The sequence below is a fragment of the Aquipuribacter sp. SD81 genome (genome assembly GCF_037153975.1).
GTDB lineage: Bacteria > Actinomycetota > Actinomycetes > Actinomycetales > JBBAYJ01 > Aquipuribacter.
Genome location: NZ_JBBAYJ010000016.1, coordinates 26,074 through 45,000, shown reverse-complemented (window position 1 = coordinate 45,000; position 18,927 = coordinate 26,074). Strand labels below are relative to the sequence as shown.

15 protein-coding genes and 1 tRNA gene are annotated in these 18,927 nt (G+C 72.2%); 7 read left to right on the top strand and 9 right to left on the bottom strand.

Translation table 11 applies throughout. The features are described from left to right. Nucleotides 1-11 precede the first annotated feature (11 nt). Entirely contained in the window at nt 12-482 is a 471-nt protein-coding gene (locus WAA21_RS11095) for an NUDIX hydrolase (protein WP_336922867.1), read from the top strand. On the opposite strand, the gene WAA21_RS11090 is transcribed toward WAA21_RS11095, so the two are convergent. Continuing rightward, a complete protein-coding gene (locus WAA21_RS11090) occupies nt 450-1,016 on the bottom strand; it encodes an HD domain-containing protein (protein WP_336922866.1) in 567 nt (188 codons plus the stop codon). The two genes, WAA21_RS11095 and WAA21_RS11090, sit on opposite strands and share 33 nt — an antisense overlap. A gap of 300 nt (nt 1,017-1,316) precedes the next feature. On the opposite strand from WAA21_RS11090, the gene WAA21_RS11085 reads away from it, so the two are divergent. Both WAA21_RS11085 and WAA21_RS11080 read left to right on the top strand, forming a co-directional pair. Further along, nucleotides 1,317-3,941: an N-6 DNA methylase gene (locus tag WAA21_RS11085; RefSeq protein ID WP_336922865.1), complete on the top strand. Its 2,625-nt coding sequence runs from the start codon at nt 1,317-1,319 to the stop codon at nt 3,939-3,941. Nucleotides 3,942-3,949: 8 nt separating this feature from the next. Then, complete coding sequence (locus WAA21_RS11080; RefSeq protein WP_336922864.1) at nt 3,950-4,807, top strand: ComEC/Rec2 family competence protein; 858 nt, start codon at nt 3,950-3,952, stop codon at nt 4,805-4,807. A gap of 436 nt (nt 4,808-5,243) precedes the next feature. On the opposite strand, the gene WAA21_RS11075 is transcribed toward WAA21_RS11080, so the two are convergent. The 3 genes from WAA21_RS11075 to WAA21_RS11065 all read right to left on the bottom strand — a co-directional run bounded on the left by WAA21_RS11075 (nt 5,244) and on the right by WAA21_RS11065 (nt 8,445). Next, a tRNA-Ser gene (locus tag WAA21_RS11075) sits at nt 5,244-5,336 on the bottom strand. Between the two features lie 65 nt (nt 5,337-5,401). Continuing rightward, complete coding sequence (locus WAA21_RS11070; protein WP_336922863.1) at nt 5,402-5,698, bottom strand: LapA family protein; 297 nt, start codon at nt 5,696-5,698, stop codon at nt 5,402-5,404. Between the two features lie 125 nt (nt 5,699-5,823). Then, nucleotides 5,824-8,445, bottom strand: a complete 2,622-nt coding sequence (locus WAA21_RS11065) for a putative bifunctional diguanylate cyclase/phosphodiesterase (RefSeq protein WP_336922862.1) — start codon at nt 8,443-8,445, stop codon at nt 5,824-5,826. A 346-nt stretch (nt 8,446-8,791) separates the two neighbouring features. Between WAA21_RS11065 and WAA21_RS11060 the strand changes: the two genes are divergently transcribed. Next, nucleotides 8,792-9,928: a ferredoxin reductase gene (locus WAA21_RS11060; RefSeq protein ID WP_336922861.1), complete on the top strand. Its 1,137-nt coding sequence runs from the start codon at nt 8,792-8,794 to the stop codon at nt 9,926-9,928. A gap of 47 nt (nt 9,929-9,975) precedes the next feature. Further along, nucleotides 9,976-11,268, top strand: coding sequence for a fatty acid desaturase (locus tag WAA21_RS11055; protein WP_442893269.1), 1,293 nt, complete (start codon nt 9,976-9,978; stop codon nt 11,266-11,268). A 53-nt stretch (nt 11,269-11,321) separates the two neighbouring features. Here WAA21_RS11055 and WAA21_RS11050 read toward each other — a convergent pair whose 3' ends face one another. The 5 genes from WAA21_RS11050 to WAA21_RS11030 all read right to left on the bottom strand — a co-directional run bounded on the left by WAA21_RS11050 (nt 11,322) and on the right by WAA21_RS11030 (nt 14,962). Further along, complete coding sequence (locus tag WAA21_RS11050) at nt 11,322-11,612, bottom strand: SHOCT domain-containing protein (protein ID WP_336922860.1); 291 nt, start codon at nt 11,610-11,612, stop codon at nt 11,322-11,324. A gap of 32 nt (nt 11,613-11,644) precedes the next feature. Next, nucleotides 11,645-12,097, bottom strand: coding sequence for a DUF6325 family protein (locus WAA21_RS11045; protein WP_336922859.1), 453 nt, complete (start codon nt 12,095-12,097; stop codon nt 11,645-11,647). Between the two features lie 121 nt (nt 12,098-12,218). Beyond that, on the bottom strand, nt 12,219-12,854 hold the full coding sequence (locus WAA21_RS11040) for a hypothetical protein (protein ID WP_336922858.1): 636 nt from the start codon (nt 12,852-12,854) through the stop codon (nt 12,219-12,221). After that, nucleotides 12,851-14,458 (bottom strand): ATP-binding protein, encoded by a 1,608-nt coding sequence (locus WAA21_RS11035; protein WP_336922857.1) that lies wholly within the window; start codon nt 14,456-14,458, stop codon nt 12,851-12,853. The genes WAA21_RS11040 and WAA21_RS11035 overlap by 4 nt, the downstream gene beginning before the upstream one ends. A 9-nt stretch (nt 14,459-14,467) precedes the next feature. Further along, the gene (locus WAA21_RS11030) at nt 14,468-14,962 is read right to left on the bottom strand and encodes a DUF1269 domain-containing protein (protein WP_336922856.1); all 495 of its coding nucleotides are present in this window, start codon (nt 14,960-14,962) and stop codon (nt 14,468-14,470) included. 89 nt (nt 14,963-15,051) lie between these two features. Between WAA21_RS11030 and WAA21_RS11025 the strand changes: the two genes are divergently transcribed. Both WAA21_RS11025 and WAA21_RS11020 read left to right on the top strand, forming a co-directional pair. Continuing rightward, entirely contained in the window at nt 15,052-16,119 is a 1,068-nt protein-coding gene (locus WAA21_RS11025; protein WP_336922855.1) for an AI-2E family transporter, read from the top strand. A 51-nt stretch (nt 16,120-16,170) separates the two neighbouring features. Further along, the gene (locus tag WAA21_RS11020) at nt 16,171-18,897 is read left to right on the top strand and encodes a LuxR C-terminal-related transcriptional regulator (protein ID WP_336922854.1); all 2,727 of its coding nucleotides are present in this window, start codon (nt 16,171-16,173) and stop codon (nt 18,895-18,897) included. The last annotated feature ends 30 nt before the right edge of the window (nt 18,898-18,927 follow it).

Here is an 18,927-nt window from a genome sequence, read left to right as displayed (position 1 = left end):
ACCCTCGGTCCATGGCCCGTGTCGACTACATCGACGATCCCGACGCCCCCGCGGCGAACAGCGTCGTGCCGTCTGTCGTTGCGGCGGTGACCGACGAGCAGGGCCGGCTCCTCCTCATCCACAAGACTGACAACGACCTCTGGGCCCTGCCGGGCGGCGGACACGAGGTCGGCGAGTCCATCAGCGACACAGTCGTCCGCGAGGTCAAGGAAGAGACCGGCTACGACGTCGAGGTGACCGACATCGTCGGCACGTACACGAACCCCCGGCACGTCATGGCTTACGACGACGGCGAGGTCCGCCAGCAGTTCTCCATCTGCTTCCGCGCCAAACTCGTCGGCGGTCAGGCGCGAACGAGCAGCGAAAGCAAGGCCGTCGAGTGGGTCGACGTCTCGCGCGTCGACGAGCTGCCCATGCACCCGTCCATGCGCCAGCGCGTGGCTCACGCGCTAGAGGTCGGCGGCCGCCCGCACATCGGCTGACCGCAAGGCTGCCTGCGCACGCTCGACCGAGGCCACCAACTCGCCACTCGAACGCGTGACCGCTCGGTAGACGGGGTCGTCCGCTTCATACCGCGACAGGATCTCGGACAGCCTCTCCTTGACGGTCACAACCCGCCCCTGAGGACTCGTGGTGAGGTCGAGAAAGGTCAACATGTCGAGGTCGTCGGCGGCAGGCTTCGGCAGTGCGGCGAGCTCGTGGGCCAGCCCGCGCTCTTCGGCCTCGTACCGCGCCCCCGAGTGATGGGCCACCAGGGCCACGACCTCGTCGCTCTCGCCCTGCTCGGCTAGGTACCGAGCGCCGTCTAGGGGATGGAAGCCTGTGGCAGCGAGCTCGGGCGCGTAGCCGACGTCATGCAGCCACGCGGCGCGCACGAGCGCCGAGGAGACGTTGTCGGCTTCGCGGACCAAGCGCTCTGCCCGCCGCCCCACCGACTGCACATGTCGCCAACGGTTGCTCGCCACGTCCAGCCATCGTGCAGCGAGCTCGCGTGCGTCGCCGACCGGCTGCATCATGAACAACACGGTATCCGGGGCTTCGTGATGCGAACGCGCTCCCAGCGACTGCTGCTTCCGCGGGCGTGCCGCCAGGCGGGCATCGGCGACACACCTGCGCCTGCCCACCGGAAGGGGAGCGACCAGTGCGCCCTCTTCGGTCCTTTGAGCCCTGCACTGAGAGTCCGTGCTACCGGCTCCCGACCATGCAGCGCGCGATTGACGGTTGTGTCCTGCCTCTCCGGCAGTGTGCCGAGGAGAAGTGCGGGACACGCCACTCACGTGTCGTGTGGTTCATCGGCAGACTGGGAGACTCGTCGGGTGCAAGGCGACATTGAAGGACGAGTTGCAGTGCTTGGCGCGCTGCTGGATCAGTGGGGCTACTCGTCGAGCTATATCGAGCGCGAGTTTCCCGTCAACCTATCTGTTCGCGAGCAGAGGGTAGCCGATGTGGTCGCATTCACCGACTCGAAGATTCACGACGCGTCCACCGCTACACTGATTGCTGAGTTTTCCGACACCACGCGCCGCAATGAATTGTCGCTCCTCCACTCCATGGCTACCATGCTTGCCGCTCCCCTCGCCCTGACTGTCGACCATTCGAATGTCTCAGTGTGGGCAATTCGAGCAGACGTCAACGCATTGCAGCGTCTGGAGCAAGTGCCGATTGGTGAGGTCGGGCAGTTAAGCGATCGCCGGTCGGCATACGGCCGCGAAGTACTTCGACGACCCAAGGATCACGGCCTTAGTCAAGCGGCGTTGTTTCCGTTAGACGCAGGCGAACTGATGCATGTGTCTCGTCGCAAGAGCAGAGAGATACTCACTTCAGCGGTAGAGGACTTGGTTGCGTCAGCTGCATCGCTTCTGCCCGATGCCGTTCCAACGTCAATAACCCGACTCGCCCTTGCAGCCATAGCTGTCTCTATGCTCCGCGATAAGCGGATACTCCCTGAAGCGCAGACTGGCGGTGCGCTGATTGACGCGGCAATCCAGCGCTTCCCCGGATACTTTGACTGGACAGTCGCCATGCCGTCGCATGAGTTCGAGCTATTCAATGCGCTCGTGGACCAACTGGCCTCCTCTCTATCCTTTGCGGGCCTCGAGCCCGCCATGGTCAGTGACGTTTACGAAGAGGCATTAGTATCGCCTACTCAGCGCCGAGTCCAGGGCACGTTCTATACCCCACCAGGACTAGCTAGACAGATGGCGGCAGCGCTACCTGTCGAATCATTCCCCCCAGCGGAGAGACACATCCTGGACCCGACGTGTGGGTCGGGCACTATGCTCCTGGCTGGAGCCGAGCGGCTACGCCATGCGCTGCTCGCGGACAGCGCCACAAGCGACATAGCTTCCGCGCATCAGTACGTGACTGGTCACTTGGCGGGCTTCGACAACGACCCTTTTGCTGTTGAGATCTCAAAATTGTCGCTCCTCCTAGCCGCACTCCCGGCGGGGAACAGTTGGCGAGTACAGACTGCTGACGTGCTGTCCATGCCGCCTGACAATGCTGGCGCGCCCTCCATGATTATAAGCAATCCGCCCTGGTCTCAAACTCGAGCCCAAGGCTACAGAGTCGAGAGGGCTAACCTCTTCGTGAGTTGGATGCTCGAGGCTGTGCGCCCGGGCGGCTACGTGGCGTGCGTGTTGCCTCTCGGCTGGGCCGAGGCCGCGTCCAATCGCAGCGCTCGCCAAGAGTTGCTGGCTCAAGCCCGGTTGCTGGATTTGTGGTATCTACCAACAGAGGTTTTTCCGACCGTGAGCGATGCGATTGCACCGATTGTCGTAGTGGCGCAAAAGTCACGCCACACAATCCGGCGGCCAACTCTCATCAAGACCGTGCGCCGAGCCGAGAACTTGGCCTCATTCTACGAACTCGGCACCCCCGAGTCTGCGATATTGGTGGACGCAAATGAGTCAGCGGATGCGCTACTACAGGGGCCGATCACCAGTTTCCTCACGCAGCGAGGCTTGACGGCCGGATCCATTGCGAATATCGCCGTGGTTCGTAATGGCCGCCCTCACAAGCCCGGCCGGCCGCGCCGAACGGCTAATGATGCGAGTCATTGGGAATTGACGTCACTCCGCGACCTACCAGCTTTCGGCAGGGCCATCGCAAAGACTCCAGTCCGCTTCCCCGAAGACTTCGATAACACGGGTCCGGCTTGGGCAAAGTACGTGCAACCACCCAAGCTCGTGGTCACTGCAAAGCGGTGGTCCACAGGTGACCCATGGCGGTTCAAGGTTGGTTTCGATGACTCCGGCGCGGTGCTCCGCGAGACTTTCCACCTGATTGTCCCGAAAGACGACCATCGCTGGGGCGACCTTCCCGCCACGGATCGCCTTCCTGCGCTAATGGCACTTCTCGGCTCGGCGCTGGCCAACTGCTGGGTGGGAGAGCACTCGAGGGGACGAAACCTCAGTCCACGAAGTTTCGACTCTCTCCCTCTTCCACCGGCCGACGGATGGCACCGACTGGCGAACATGGGGAAGGCACTGCTTGGAGTCGCTCAGAGCGGTTCTGACGACGAGATGTCACGTCTCTGTTCGGAGCTCGAAGCTCTTGTTGCGGATATCTACCAGGTGCCAGCTGGCATACAAGAAGAGATGAAATCCATTCTCGGCGGGTCCATCGCTCCAGAAGGGACCGAACGCTTTCCTGCCCCAAGCCTCTCTGTCTTCTACGATGAGACCACTGAGCTGCCTACTTTCGGTGAGGTGCTCGAGGTCTCGCCGAATATGGGCCTCCGAGTATGGGTCTCGGGCATGACTGCAGACGAGGGTGAATGGATCGCCGTGCCGAAGCGAGCCCACGGCTGGCTCATGGCACAGGGGCAGGATTTCTCCGTGCAGCCCTATGGCACAGGGATCGAGAAGGCGATATTCAGTCTGCACCCCTCAGAGTGGCGTCTCCCAAGCGAGGTATCAACATCCGAGCTCCAGGAGTAGAGAAGTCGATGACACTCGCCGAATTGTACTTCATCGACGTTGGCCAGGGGGACTGCACCTTGATGGTCGACTCACTGTCTAGAGCAGCGCTAATCGTGGACTGCCCGAGCCATGCGGCGAACCGAATTGCTGCCTTTCTGAGAACGAACAATCTGCATTTGGCGGCTGTACTGGTAACCCATTGGGATCGTGATCACTACGGCGGGGTCGCTCGGCTCGCCAGAAGTTTCCTGCCGCCGCAGGTCTTCTACAACCACGACACGCTGTTTCCCGAGCCTCCTTACGGGCGCAGCGGCATCAGAAGTACGCTGAAAACGTTTCTTAATCTTCCACCAGGCTCCCTCAATCCAGCTGCATACCCTGCGAGTGGGTCGGTTGGCAGCATCAAGTGGCGTCTGCTGGCGCCGACCCACGCCGAAATATCTTCCGCCTACGTGAAGGGGAGGCGGAATGAGGCGTCCGCAGTCGTAGAAGTGCTGGTGGGCAACGTTCGCATTCTCATCGGCGGCGATGCTGTCGCGTCCACTTGGTCGCGCCTTTTGTCGAGCGGACTGGGGCAAGCGTCCGTGTTGCGGTGGCCCCATCACGGAGCCGAATTGCACGGCGACCCAACTCTGTCAATCGCCAAGAAACTACTATCGAGCACCAATCCGGACGCCACGATTGTCTCAGTTGGGGCCGAAAACACTTACGCGCACCCTCACCTCGGGGTGATTTCTGCCGCAGCAAGCGTTTCTGAGGTTGCCTGCACGCAACGGACGTCGGGATGCAGCGGATGTCCGGCGAGTGGTCACACCTACTGCGGGTCTTCGTTGCTCATGCAAGTGTTCACGCTCCGCCACACGCTCAAGCCGACCGTCGTCTGAGGGCGGCCCTTCCGAGGTGAGACCCGCCGGCGTAGTGCAAGTCGCAAGAAGCTTCATGCGTCCAGGCCGCCTGCGATCTTCGTCCGCGAGCGCCGAGGTGTGAGGCCCCGCGTCGTGTACTGGCGAGGTCTGCCAAGTCTTCGCTGGGTCTCTCACGGCCCCGTGGTGAACCGACGCTTCCCCGTGCATCACCTCAGGCGCGTCGTCCCGCTCTGACGGGGCTCTGGCAGCGCCCGTGGCGAACCGACAGTTCGCTGTGCGCCACCTCAGGCGCTGCCAAGTCCCGCTCTAACGGGACGACCTCCCGAGGGCACTCATAGGGCACAGCCAGCCGTATACGGCTGCTCACGGCCGGACACAGCCGGACCAGTAGCGCGCGACCCGAAGGCCAAGCGAATCCGCATCGTTGCAGGTCAGACCCACAAAACCCCAGGTGCGGAGGGCGTGGGATTCGAACCCACGAGACGGGAGTGGGTACCCGCCCAACGGTTTTCAAGACCGTCTCCATCGGCCACTCGGACAGCCCTCCTGGGCACCCCAGTGTGCCGGACCGTCTGAGGACCAGGCCACGTGCGCGTAGGGAACGGCCGTCGCTCAGCTGCCGCGACGCGCGGCTCGGCGCGCGACCCGGCGCCGGTGGCGGCGCAGCACCCCGAGCCCGATCCAGACCAGCGACCCGAGCACGGCAGAGACGAGCACGAGCAGCCACAGCGGCCACGTGAAGCTCCACAGCAGGAACGTCAGCGTCGCGTCGTCGCGGTTCTGCGCCATGAACACGACCAGCCCGGCGACGCCTCCCCCCGTCGCGATCGTGCCGCCGCTGAGCCCGGCCCGCCCCGCAGCCGGCGGCCCGTCCGACGGTGTAGGCGGAACGACGTCCGGTGCGCTCATCGCAGACCTCCTCAAGGGCGGGGTCGCGACAGAGTGTCCTCAGGATGTCGCGGACCTCACCTCACCCCTCGTAGGTGAACCGTTCTCCGCGAGCAGAGCACCGGTCCTGGTCGACCGGGGGCGACTCAGCCGAGCGGGGCTACGGCGACGCCGTCGTCGGCTCGGGCCCGACCGGCCACGACGTGCGCGGGGCTCGGCCGCCCGAGCGCATACCCCTGACCGAGGTGGCAGCCGTCGGCCCGCAGCGCCGGCAGCGTCGCGAGGTCCTCGACGCCCTCGACCACCACGCGCAGCCCGAGCGCCCGGCACATCGCGAGCACCGAGCGCAGCAGCTGCCGACCGCCCTCGGCCTCCGACCTCGCGACGAACGACTTGTCGATCTTCACGACGTCGACGGGCAGGTCCGCCAGCTGCGACAGCGACGACTGGCCCGTGCCGAAGTCGTCGAGCGCGACCCGCACGCCCGTCGCGCGCACGGCCTCGAGCACGGCCACCGCCGTCGCAGGGTCCGGCGCGACCGCACTCTCCGTCACCTCCAGGCACAGGTCCGCCCCCGTCAGGCCGTGCCGGGCGAGCGAAGCAGCCACCAGGGCGGGCAGCCCGACGGTCAGGTGGCGCCGGGACACGTTGACGCTCACCTGCGGCACGTCCGCCCCACCGCGCCGCCAGGCGGCGAGGTCCGCGCACGCGTGGTCGAGCACCCACTCGTCGACGGCCGTCATGAGCCCCGTCGCCTCCGCGACGGGCACGAACACGTCGGGCGGCACTGCCGAGCCGTCCTCGCGGAACCAGCGCAGCAGCGCCTCGACGCCCGACAGCGAACCGTCCGCCAGGTCGACGATCGGCTGGTAGTGCAGCGTCAGCCCGCCGGCGTCGAGCACCTGCCGGAGCTCGGCGACGATCTCGGCCCGTGCGGCGGCAGCCTCGTGCATGGACGGGTGCGCCCACACCAGCCGGTCCCGGCCGGCCTCCTTGGCCGCGTACATCGCGAGGTCGGCGTCGCGCAGCGTCGCCTCGGGCCCGTCCGCGTGCAGCGGCGCGAGCCCGATGCTCGCCCGCACCGCCAGCGGGCGCCCGGCCACGCTCATCGGCCGCCGCAGCGCCTCGAGCACCCGTCGGGCGACGCCCTCCGCGGCGGCCGCGTCGTGCAGCACGAGCACGAACTCGTCACCGCCGACCCGCGCCACGAGGTCCGGCGCGCGCACGCAGCCGCGCACGGCGCCGGCGACCGCGACGAGCAGCCGGTCACCGACGAGGTGGCCGAACGTGTCGTTGACCTCCTTGAACCCGTCGAGGTCGACCATCGCGACCACCGGCACCGGGTCGGCGCCCGCCTCGTGGACGCGGCGCAGCTCCGCACGCGCGGCGGCCAGGTTCGGCAGGCCCGTGAGGGAGTCGTGGGAGGCGTCGTGCCGCAACCGCTCGGCCAGCACGTACGACTCGTGGACGTCGCGGGTGTTGCACACCACGCCGGCGACGCCCGGCTCGTCGAGCAGGTTGCGCACGACCGACTCGCACCAGCGCCACGACCCGTCGGCGGCTCGCAGCCGCACGTGCACGCGGCCGGGCTCGCCGGGGTCCGCGGTGAGCGCACGGCGCAGGTCCCTCACGACGGCGACGTCGTCGGGGTGCAGCAGCTCGCGCGGGTGCGTGCGCCGCAGGTCCTCGAGGTCGAGACCGGTGAGGGTGGTGACCGCCGGGCTCGACCAGCGGATCGTGCCGTCGACGTCGTGCAGGGTGATGAGGTCGCTGGAGCTCACGACGAGGGAGCGGAACAGCGCCCGGCTCTCGCGCACGCGGCGCAGCGCGCCGCCCCGGTCCCGGTGCGCGACCAGCTGTCGGGCGAGCATGGCGGTCACGAGCACGGCGGCGAGCAGGACGGCCGAGGCGTCGAGCTGCCCACGGACCACGGCGGCCGACGAGCCCGTCACGATGGCGGCCAGCACCGCGAGGTACGGCACGCACGCCCACCACGCGGACCCCTCCCCGCCGTCGGCGACGGCGCGCGGCGACGCGTCGGCCCGCACGGCGGCGAGCAGCAGGAGCAGGATGCCGCCCTCGGCCAGCACGCCGACCCAGCTGTCGGGCCGGTAGGCCCCCTGCACCGTCAGCACGGTGTACGCGACGTCGGAGACGCCGTAGGCGGTGACGCCGGCCGCGATGAGGGTGAGCTCGCGCCGCGCACGCGGCGCGACCCGCAGCATCATGCCGGCGGCCGTCGCGGCGACGAGCACGTCGGTCGCGGGGTACCCGACGGCGGTCACGAGGGTGGCGAGCGGCAGCCCGCCGACCCCGGCCGGCTCGAGGAGCACCGTCCACAGCACGAACCACAGCGCGCTCGCCGCGACGACCCCGTCGAGCAGGACGCGTGTCCACGACCCCTCGTCGTCGTCCCGCAGCGGGTAGCAGAGCAGCCCGGCGACGCACAGGGGCAGGAAGGCGAAGTGCACGACGTCCGCCAGCGACGGCACCGGCGGGTCACCGTCGTGCGCGAGCCGGATGACCGTCGCGAGCACGCCCGCAGCCGCGGTCACGACGAGGCACGCCGCCAGCAGCGCACGCGCCCTCCGGAACGCGCCGCGCGCCTGCCGGGCGCGGACGGCCATCACGGCGGCCGCGGCCAGCACCGTCGCGCACTGCACGACGTACGACACGACCGCGCCGGACGCAGGGGGCAGCGGCCGCAGCAGGAGCACCGCGGCGACACCGAGCCAGCCGAGTGCGAGGCCCACCTCGAGCAGACGCACGCCTGGACGGACGGGTCGATCTGGATGCGGACCGGCGGGCAGACCCGCGGGCCGGTCCCTCACGGGGCGGGTGGTGCTCCCGCCGCGCGCTGCCGCCACTCCGACCCCCGTCACCATCCGTGGACCGCAGGGCGCGGCCGGTTCACCCCACAGGTCGGCAGCGGCGGGGCGGGAGCACACCGGCGGAGGTGGCGCTCACCCGCACGGAGCACCACGCGCAGAGGAGGCCGGTCGCCGCCTGCCCGGACGACACGGACCTTGAGCCCCCGTCGGGGTGAGGTGTCCCACAGCAGGACTTCAACCTACGACCTCGTAACCTACGCATCCGTAGGTTATGGTCGAACCAATGGCACTCCTCCGAACCTCGCCGGACCCCCGGCCGGCCCGTCGGCAGAGCCGCCGGCCCGCCGGCGTCGCGACCTCCGGGCAGCGGCTCGTCACCCTCGCCCGGCGCGTCGCCGGTGCCGCGCTCACCCCGCTGGTCCCGGACGACTACCTCGACCTCGTCGCCCCGCTGCGCTCCGGCGCCCCGCTCCGGGCCCGGGTCGTCGACCTCGTCCGCGAGACCCCCGACGCCACGACGGTGCGGCTGCGCCCCGGGCGCGACTGGGCCGGCCACGTGCCCGGGCAGTACGTGCGGATCGGCATGGACGTCGACGGCGTCCGCCGCTGGCGCGCCTACTCCCTCACCTCGCTCGTCGACGCCCCGGACGGGCTCGTCTCGATCACCGTGAAGGCGATCCCGGACGGCCTCGTGAGCGGCCACGTGCGCGACGGGCTGCGCCCCGGGGCGCTCGTCCACCTCGACCAGGCGACGGGCGAGTTCACCCTCGGCGCGCACCGCGGCCCGACGCTGTTCCTCACCGCGGGCTCCGGCGTCACCCCGGTCATGGGCATGCTGCGCAACCACCTCGCCGAGCTCGACGACGTCGTCGTCGTGCACTCCGCGCCCACGGCGGCCGACGTCGTGTTCGGCCCGCAGCTACGCGCGTGGCACGCCGAGGGCCGGCTGCGCCTCGTGGAGCGCCACACCGCGACCGACGGCATCCTCCGCCCGACCGAGCTCGACGACGTCGTGCCTGACTGGCGCCAGCGCGAGACGTGGGCGTGCGGGCCGACCGCGCTGCTCGACGACGCGGAGGCCCACTTCGAGGCGGCCGGCGTGGCCGGGCGCCTGCACACGGAGCGCTTCCGCCCGACGGTCGTGGCGGCGGGCGAGGGCGGCACCGTCACCTTCACGCGCAGCGGCACGACCGTCGACGCCGACGGTGCCTCGACCCTGCTCGACACCGGCGAGGAGGCGGGCGTCCTGATGCCGTCCGGCTGCCGCATGGGCATCTGCTTCGGCTGCGTGGCCGGGCTGCGCTCCGGCGCGGTCCGCGACCTGCGCGACGGCGAGCTCACCACGGCCGTCCCCGAGGACGGCATCCGCATCCAGACCTGCGTCTCGGCCGCCGCCGGGCCGTGCGAGATCGACCTCTGAGACCTGCACCTCTGAGACCTGCACCACCGAGACCCCAGGAGAACACCGTGGCCACGAGCACCCGGCTGTCCACCGTCACCACCGAGCGCACCTTCGTGCCGAAGCCGTCGGGCAAGCCCGACCCCACCGCGCACCTGTCCGCCGAGCAGGTCGAGGCCCTGGGCCGCGAGCTCGACGCGCTGCGACAGGAGGTGTTCGACTCGCGCGGGGAGGCCGACGCCGCCTACATCCGCCGCGTCATCACGGCGCAGCGCGCGCTCGAGCTCGGCAGCCGCGCCGTGCTGCTGTTCTCGCTGTTCCCGCCGGCGTGGATAGTCGGCACCGCCGGCCTGAGCGTGGCGAAGATCCTCGAGAACATGGAGATCGGGCACAACGTCATGCACGGCCAGTGGGACTGGATGCGCGACCCGAAGATCCACTCGACGGCGTGGGAGTGGGACAACGCCTCCCCGTCGGACCTGTGGAAGCACAGCCACAACGAGCTGCACCACACGTTCACCAACGTGCTCGGCCGCGACAACGACCTGGGCTACGGGATCATGCGCGTCGACGAGGACCAGAAGTGGTACCCGTCGTTCGTCCTGCAGCCGCTGTGGAACTTCCTCAACGCGTGCTTCTTCGAGTACGGCATCGCGGCGTACGACCTCGAGCTCGGCAAGCACCTGCACAACAAGACGACGGACGACCCGACCTTCCGCAAGAACACGAAGGCCGTCCTGCACAAGATCCGCCGGCAGATGACGAAGGACTACGTCGTCCACCCGCTGCTGAGCGGCCCGTCGTTCCTCCACACCCTCGCGGCGAACGGCGTCGCGAACCTCGTCCGCAACCTGTGGACCCACTCCGTGATCATGTGCGGTCACTTCCCCGAGGGCGTCGAGACCTTCGCCAAGGAGTCGATCGACGGCGAGACGCGCGGCGAGTGGTACCTGCGCCAGATGCTCGGCTCGGCGAACATCCGCGGCTCCAAGGCCATGCACATCGCGACCGGCAACCTGTCGCACCAGATCGAGCACCACCTCTTCCCGGACATGCCGAGCAACCGGTACCACACGATCGCCCCGCAGATCCGCGACATCTGCGAGCGCTACGGCATCTCCTACGTGACCGGCACGCTGCCGCAGCAGGTCGCCTCCGCGTGGCGCGAGGTGTTCCGCATGTCGCTGCCCAACGACACGAGCGCCGCGCAGACCGCCGCGATGCTCGCGAAGGGCGCGGCCCGCTCGGTGCGCTCCCGCGTGGGGGCGGCCGTGCGGCGCCGGACCGGCGCCTCCCGCACGCCGCAGGCCGGGGCCCCGGCTCCCGGCCCCGTCTCCCCCGCGCTGCAGCCCGCCGCCTGAGCGTCCGCCCGTGGTCCCGCCGGCAGGCTGGCGGGACCACGGGCGGACGGTGGTCAGGAGCCGAGGATGCGCGCCTTCTCGGCGGCGAACTCCTGGTCGGTGAGGATGCCGCTCGAGCGCAGCGCGGCCAGCCGCTCCAGCTGCTGGAGCCGGTCCTCCGTCGACGCCGGGGCCGCGGCCGGCGGCGGCGGGACGGGCGGCGGCGCGTACGCGGGCGCGTAGCCGGCGGGCGCGGGCGGCGGCTGGGCCGCCGCCTGCTCGGCCGCGAAGCGCTGCGCCTGCCGGTGCGCCACGCCGCTGCTCACGCGGGTGGCCGTGCCGCTGATGACGGCCGTGCGGGCCATGGTGCCGAGGAGGCCGGGTCGTCCGCCGCGCATCAGAACGCACCCGCCTGCAGCGCCGCGGCGAGCCGGTCGTGCGGGATGCGGTGGAACGCCGCGAGCCGTCCGGCGGAGCCCCGGACGGTCTCCGCGAAGCGGGCGGCCCACACGTTCTCCCACACGAGCACGAGGCCCGACGTGCCCGCGTCGAGGCCGTCGGCGACCTCGGCGAGGTCGGTGTCGTTGAGCAGGTCCACCCGGTCGCGCCACAGCCCCGTGTACGCCTGCCCGTCGTCGCTGTCGGCGAGCTCGGCGAAGCCGGCGCGGCCGTCGGCGTCCTTCGACACGAACGCCCCGTCGAGCAGGCGCACCGTGCCGTCCTCCTGCAGGCGCGCGAGCGCGGGGGCGACGTCCGGGTCCGGACGGGGCCGGTCGAAGACGATGACCGCGACGTCGACGGGTCCGTCGACGTCGACCGGCGACCGGTCGCGGACCTGCTGCTCGCTCACCTGGCTGCTGCTCTCGCCGCGCTGCGGACGGCCCATCGTGCGGACCCCCGCCCCGGGGCGGCCTCATCCGCCGCGGGTGAGCCGGTCGGCGCCGCTGCGCGGGGCGACCGGACGGACGGTCTCAGACGAGCTTGGGGAAGACGAGGAGCATCACGAGCCCCACGACGCCGAGCGCGAGGCCGAGCCCCATGAGCAGCTGCTGGGCCCGCAGCGTCGTGACCCGGCCGGACATCGCGACGAAGAACAGCACGGCCGCGAAGAGGACCGTCAGGACGGTGTAGTTGTCGCCGCGCTGGTTGTTCGCCAGCGCGGTCGCGAAGCGCTCCGCCGCGCGCTCGCGCAGCCGCTCGGCCTCGACCCGCTCCGGCAGCTCGTAGGACGCCAGCGCGAACGGCGACTCCGCGTCGGCGTCGACCCCGCCCGCGGCGAGCCACTCCTCGTGCGCCGACGTGAGCTCGGGCGGGAAGCGAGCGACGAGGAAGTCGGCGACGTCGTCCTGCCCGGCCCCCTCGGCGGCCACCCACTCGGTCCAGAGCCCGATGTGGTTGGAGGTCCGCACGTTGGCGGTGGCGTCGACGCGGGTCGCCTCGATGCGCGCGGACGACGCCTCGCTGAAGGCGATCGACATGGCGCCGCCCCACTTGCTCGACTGGAACGCCGACCACGCGGTGAGGATCGTCGTGAGCGACAGGACGACGACGGCGACGAGCTCCAGCCGAGCGCGGCGGGGGTCGAGCGCGGGCGCGGGCTCGCTCACGGGCCCGGGCGCAGCCAGTCGGTCGGCAGGTCCGCGCCCCCCTCCGGGGTGAGCCGGTCCCTCACCTGCAGCAGCAGCGGGTCGCCCGCGAGCGGCCCCGCGACGACCGCCTGGCCCTGGCGCAGGCTCGGCGCGAGGGCCACGAGCCCGGCCGGCACGTGGCTGAAGGACTCCAGCAGGGCCGCGGCGTCGCGCTCCCCGTTGAGGCGCATGAGCACGAGGTTGTCGCACTGGGACACGACGTCCGGGTGGACCTTGGCCGGCCGCTGGGACACCACGAGCAGGTGCAGGCCGTACTTGCGGCCCTCCCCGGCCAGCCACACGAGGTGGCTCGTGGTGGCGGCGACGACGGGGTCCGGGCTCGTGGGCGGGCAGAACGTGTGCGCCTCGTCGACGACGACGAGCACCGGCCGGCGCTCGGGGCGCCGCCGCAGCCGCCCGAGCACCATGAGGGCCGCGACCGCGCGCTCCCGGGGCTCCGCGAGGCTGCCGAGGTCGAGGACGAGGGCGCGCCGGTCGTCGTCGAGCCCGGCGAGCGGGTCGTCGGCCGGGTCGGCCCACAGCGACCAGCCGGCGAGGCCGAGGTTGTCGATGCGCAGCGCGAGGCGCCGGCCCTCCTCGGTCGCCGACGCGACCGCCGCCTCGCGGACGTCGCTGACGCCGTGGCGCGACGGCAGCCCGGCGACCACCTGCAGGAGCGCGTGGTGCTCCTCGAGGTCGCCGACCGGGTCCAGGCCGAGCACGAGCGCCTGCTCGGTGGGCGCGAGGTCGCTGAACCAGCCGCGCAGCGGCGGCGACCCGCCGCGCGAGGCGACTCGCACCCGGCCCGCCTCGCGGCCGTGCCGCGCGCGCTCGGCGTCGTCGGCGGGGGCGTCGTCGCGCAGCCGGCCGAGGTGGACGTGGTCGGAGTTCGGGTCGAGCACGAGCAGCGGCAGGTCGGTCTGGAGCAGGACGCGCTCGAGGAGGACGCCGGTCGCGTACGTCTTGCCCGACCCGGACTGCCCGCACAGGAACGTGTGCCGCGTGATGCCCTTCGCGCGCAGCGGCGCCTCGCGCTCCGGGGCCGTCACGAGCCGCCCGAGGGCGAGCGTCGGCGCCCCGCCGCGCCGGGCCGCGAGCACCTGCTCGACGAGGTCGTCGGGTGCGGGGGCGAGGTCGGCGTCGGCGAAGCCCACCGCGGGCGGGCGCGGGTCGACCGTGCCGTCCTCGGCCACGGCGGCGAGCACCGTCCCGGCCCCGGACACCACCCGGACCGGCAGCGCGACCTCCACCCCCTGCACGACGCCCGCGAGCTCGTCACCGGCCTCGCCGAGCGCCCCCCAGTCCAGGGAGAACGTGCCGACCGGCGCCCGCTCCTCGTGCCGCTCGTGCACCTGCCCGACGACGCGCCGGCGGGCGCGGCCGACCCCGGCTCCCGCGTCCGTCCCGACGTCGATGACGACGTAGCCGCCGGTCGGCAGGTCGTCACCGTGGGAGGCGCGGAAGGCGAACACGGCGCCGTCGACCGACCACGCCGTCGGCGACAGCCGCATGCGCTCGACGAGGCGCCGGCGCAGCGTCTCGGCCGCCGGGAGCGCGCCGCTCCCGGCCGGGGCGTCCGACACCGGGCCGCCTCAGGCCTGGCTGTCCTCGAAGACCTCGCGCAGCCGGGCCTCCTGGTCGCCGTCGAGGTTGGTGTGGAGCAGCTCCATGCGCTGGCCGGTGAAGGCCTCCTTGACGCGGTCCTGGACCGCGTCGGAGCTGAGGAGGAACAGCGCCGACGTGCCCGGCGTGACCTCCTCGCGGACCCGGCGGATGAAGCCGTCGTCGATGCCGACGTCGGTCAGCGAGCCCGACAGCGCCCCGACGGCCGCCCCCATCGCCGCCCCGAGCAGCGGGATGAAGAAGATGAGCCCGAACAACATGCCCCAGAACATGCCGCCGAGCGCGCCGGCCCCGGCGAGGTCGTGGAGCTGCGCCGTCCTCGGCTTCTTCTTGCCCTCCTCCCACGACACGACCGCGGCGTCGTGCACCTGGATGAGGCCCTGGCTCTGCAGGTCCCTGAGCGTGGCGCTCGCGTTGCGGGCGCCGTCGGCGGAGTCGAACTTCCATGCGGTGAGAGTGGCCATGCCCGCACCCCACCCCAGCCGTCGTCCGGGACGCCTCACCCGTCGCGGGTGATCGCCCTACGGGGGCGCGGCACCTAGCGTCGCTGCCCATGAGCACGCCCGGCGCGCTGCCGTCCGAGCGGTCCGTGCTGCGGCGCCTGGGGGTCGCGTCGTGGTCGTGGCTCGGCATCCTCGCGCTCGCCGCGGTCGTCGTCCTCGCGCTGTCGGCCGTCGCGGGGCTCGTCGTCCCCTTCGTCGTCGCGGTCGTCGTCGCGGCCCTCCTCGTGCCGCTCGTCGACGCGCTCGAGCGCCGCGGGGTGCCGCGCGTCGCCGGGGCGCTGCTCGTCCTCGCCGGGTTCCTCCTCGTCGTCGTGCTCGTCGCCGCGCTCTCCGTCGCCGCGGTGGTCTCGCAGTGGTCGGTGGTCACCGCCGACCTCGGCGACGGGCTGCGCGCCTTCTCCGCGTGGCTGGAGGAGCGCGGCGTGGAGGTCGCCTCGCCGGTCGCCCTGCTCCGCCTCGGCCTCGGCTTCCTCGGCGGCCTCGCGGCCGGGCCGACGAGCGCGGTCGCGGGCGCGCTCGCGTCCGCGACCGCGTTCCTCGTCGGGACGGGGATCGCGCTGTTCCTCCTCTTCCTGCTCCTCACCGACTGGCCGCGGCTCGTCGGCTGGCTGTCGCAGCGGCTGTGGCTGCCCGCGGACGTGGGGGCGGGCGTGGTCGAGGACGTCCTCGCGCCGCTGCGCAGCTACTACGTGGCCCTCACGCTCTCCAGCGCGATCGTCTCGGTCGTCATCGCGCTCGCGGCGTGGCTGCTGGGGGTGCCGCTCGCCCTCGCGATCGGTGTCGTCACCTTCGTGACGTCGTACGTGCCGTACCTCGGCGCCATCGCGTCGGGTGCCTTCGCCGTGCTCGTCGCGTGGGGGGCCGCCGGCCCGACCGAGGCGCTCGTGCTGCTCCTCGTCGTGCTCGCCGTGCAGAACGTCGTGCAGTCCGTGGTCCAGGCGAAGCTCACCGGCGCCGCCCTCGACCTGCACCCGGTCGTCACGTTCTCCGCGACGATCGTCGGCGCGGCGGTGGCCGGCGTGCTGGGCGCGTCGCTCGCGGTGCCGGTCGTCGCCGCCGTGCGACGGGTCGTGGCGCGGCTGCGGACGTGGCGGGACGGGCAGGTCGCGGCGTCGTAGGCGGCCCGGTCGACCCCTTCCCGTCAGCCCTTCGTGTGCTTACGATCACCCATGGCCTCGGCCCGTCAGGGGGACGGCCGGCGCGACCTCCGGGGCGTGACGGCCGTGCGGTCGATCCCGGCGGCGCGGGTCTCGCTGCCCCGGGTGCCGTCGTTCTCGGTCCCGCGCCCCCGGCTCGAGGCGCGCCTCGGCGAGGACGCGGGGCTGCCCCGTGACAGCGCGCTCGTGTGCGCCCCCGTCGGCTACGGCAAGACGACGCTCGTCAGCGAGTGGGCGGGGGGCCTCCGCCGCGCCGGGCACGTCGTCGCGTGGGTGTCGTGCGACGCGCGCGACGACGTCCGCGGCTGGTGGGCCACGGTGGTCGCCGCCGTGGCCGTGGGCGTCGCCCGCTCGGCCGTGCCGGAGCAGGACGCCGACGACGCGCGGTGGTGGGGCGACCTCGTCCCCCCGCCGGGGGAGGTGGAGGCGGCCTTCGTCGCCGAGGTCCTCGACCGGCTCACGGTCGACGGGCGCCCCGCCGTGCTCGTCCTCGACGACGTCCACGCCGTCGAGGACCCGGCCGTCCGGACGGCGGTCGACGACCTGCTGAGCGTCCGGCCGCCCGCCCTGCGCCTCGTCCTCGTGGGTCGCCACGACCCCCTGGTCGACGTGCACGGCCTGCGCCTGTCAGGGCGCCTCGTGGAGCTGCGCGCCGCGGACCTCGCGTGCACCCGCGAGGAGAGCGCCCGGCTGCTCGGGGCCTACGGCCGCACGCTCTCGGCGGGCAGCACGGACCTGCTGCACGAGCGGACGGAGGGCTGGCCGGCGGGCCTGCGCCTGGCGTCGCTGTGCCTGGAGCACGAGCCCGACCCCGACGAGGCGGTCCTGCGCTTCACGGCCGACACGAGGATCGTGGCGGACTACCTCATGTCGAGCGTGCTCGCGCGGCTGCCCGAGGACGAGCACCGCTTCCTGCGCCGCACGAGCATCCTCACGGAGGTGACCGCGGACCTCGCCGACGCCGTCACCGGCTCCTCGCGGTCCGCGGCGCGCCTTCACCACCTCGAGCGCCGCAACGCCCTCGTCGTGCGGCTCGGGCGGCAGGGCCGCTGGTACCGCTACCACTCCATGCTGCGGGAGTACCTCGAGGCGGACCTACGGGTGCAGGACCCCGACGGGCACCGACAGCTGCACCTGCGGGCCGCGCGCTGGTACGAGGACGACGGCCAGCCGGCGGCCGCGCTGCGGCACGCCGTCGCCTCCCGCGACCCCGGGGCGGCGCTGGAGCAGCTGCGGCGCACGGGCGTCCACCTGTTCGTGACCGGAGACGGCGCCGTCGTGGCGCGGGCCCTCGAGGCCCTCCCACCACCGGCCGCGAGGTCGGCGACGGCGCGGCTGCTGCGGGCGCTGCTCGCCCTCGACGCCGGCGAGACCGCCCGGGCCCACGCGCTGCTCGCCGAGGAGGCGCAGGACGCGGGCGACGACGGCCGGGGCGCGGCGGACGACGACCCGGCCGCGCCGGTGCGCTCCGACGCGCACCTGCGGGTGACGGCCGGGCTGTGGCGTCGCCGCGTGGACGGCGACCTGTCCGCGCTCACGCCGCAGGCGCTGCTCGCGCACCTGGACGCCGGGCTCGAGCCCGACCTCGCCGCGCTCACGGCGCTCCAGGTCGGCCCGCTGCTCGTGGGCCTCGACGCGACGGCCGAGGCCCGGCGCGTCCTCGGCGCGGCGCTCGACCACGCGAGAGCCGCCGGGAACGCCTACCTCGAGCTGGAGTGCCTCAACCGGCTGGCCGGTGCCGCCGCCGCCGCGAGCGACCTCGAGGGGACGCGGTCGTGGGCGACCGCCGCCATCGCCGTGGCGGAGCGCCGCGGCTGGTCGTCCTCGCCCCGGCTGGCGTACGCCTACGGCCTGGCGGCGTGGGGGTGCCACCTCGGCGCGCAGCCGGAGGAGGCCCGCCGCCTCGCCGGGCGGGCGGTCGCGGTCCTGCGCCCCGGGGTCGACCCGGAGGTCGACGGCGCGGCCCGCTGCGTGGAGGCCGTGGTCCGCGCCGACGCCCCGTCGGGGCGTCGCGCGGCGCTGGACGACCTGCGGCGGTGGTGGGTCGCGGCCGAGGGCCTCGACGTCAGCCGTGCGCTCGTCGCGCTCGCCGGTCTCGGCGAGCTGCACGCCTGCCTGCGGTCGGGAGCGGTGGACCGGGCCGCGGAGGTCGTCCGCCGGTCCGGGTCCCGGCTCGGGGCGGACGGGGACGCGGCCGTGCTGGCCGCCGTCCTCGACCTCGCCTGCGGGCGGACGGACGACGCGCACCGGCGCGTGCGGGAAGCGCTGCACGAGGGGACCGCCCTCGTGACCGTCACGTGCCGGCTGACGGCACACCTCGTCGAGGCCGTCGCCGCGCACCGGCAGGGTCGCACGGCCGCCGCGGAGGCGGCCGTGCTCGACGGCGTGGAGCTGACGGCGCGCACCGGCTGCGTGCGGCCCTTCGTCGACCTGCGCCGCGACGTGCGCGACGTCCTCGTGCCCCTGGCCGGCCGGGCCGGAGCGCAGGAAAGCACCCTCGGCGCCGTACTCGCCTCCCTCGGCGCCGAGGAGGCGGGCGCGGAGCCGCCCGCCCTCACCCAGCGCGAGCGGGACATGCTGCGGGAGCTGCCGAGCCTGCTGCAGCTGGACGAGATCGCCGAGCGGCACCAGGTGAGCGTCAACACGGTCAAGAGCCACGTCCGCACCCTGTACCGCAAGCTCGGGGTGTCCTCCCGGCGCGACGCCGTCACCGCCGCCCGCCGTCACGGGCTGGTCTGAGCCGTTCATCTGCCGCGGGTGAGGCGCGCC

What these genes read in the sequence shown, in the direction of transcription:
- WAA21_RS11095 (WP_336922867.1), top strand. Translation starts at nt 12, where the DNA reads ATGGCCCGTGTCGACTACATCGACGATCCCGACGCCCCCGCGGCGAAC.
- WAA21_RS11090 (WP_336922866.1), bottom strand. Translation starts at nt 1,016, where the DNA reads ATGATGCAGCCGGTCGGCGACGCACGCGAGCTCGCTGCACGATGGCTG.
- WAA21_RS11080 (WP_336922864.1), top strand. Translation starts at nt 3,950, where the DNA reads ATGACACTCGCCGAATTGTACTTCATCGACGTTGGCCAGGGGGACTGC.
- WAA21_RS11070 (WP_336922863.1), bottom strand. Translation starts at nt 5,698, where the DNA reads ATGAGCGCACCGGACGTCGTTCCGCCTACACCGTCGGACGGGCCGCCG.
- WAA21_RS11060 (WP_336922861.1), top strand. Translation starts at nt 8,792, where the DNA reads ATGGCACTCCTCCGAACCTCGCCGGACCCCCGGCCGGCCCGTCGGCAG.
- WAA21_RS11050 (WP_336922860.1), bottom strand. Translation starts at nt 11,612, where the DNA reads ATGGCCCGCACGGCCGTCATCAGCGGCACGGCCACCCGCGTGAGCAGC.
- WAA21_RS11030 (WP_336922856.1), bottom strand. Translation starts at nt 14,962, where the DNA reads ATGGCCACTCTCACCGCATGGAAGTTCGACTCCGCCGACGGCGCCCGC.
- WAA21_RS11025 (WP_336922855.1), top strand. Translation starts at nt 15,052, where the DNA reads ATGAGCACGCCCGGCGCGCTGCCGTCCGAGCGGTCCGTGCTGCGGCGC.
- WAA21_RS11020 (WP_336922854.1), top strand. Translation starts at nt 16,171, where the DNA reads ATGGCCTCGGCCCGTCAGGGGGACGGCCGGCGCGACCTCCGGGGCGTG.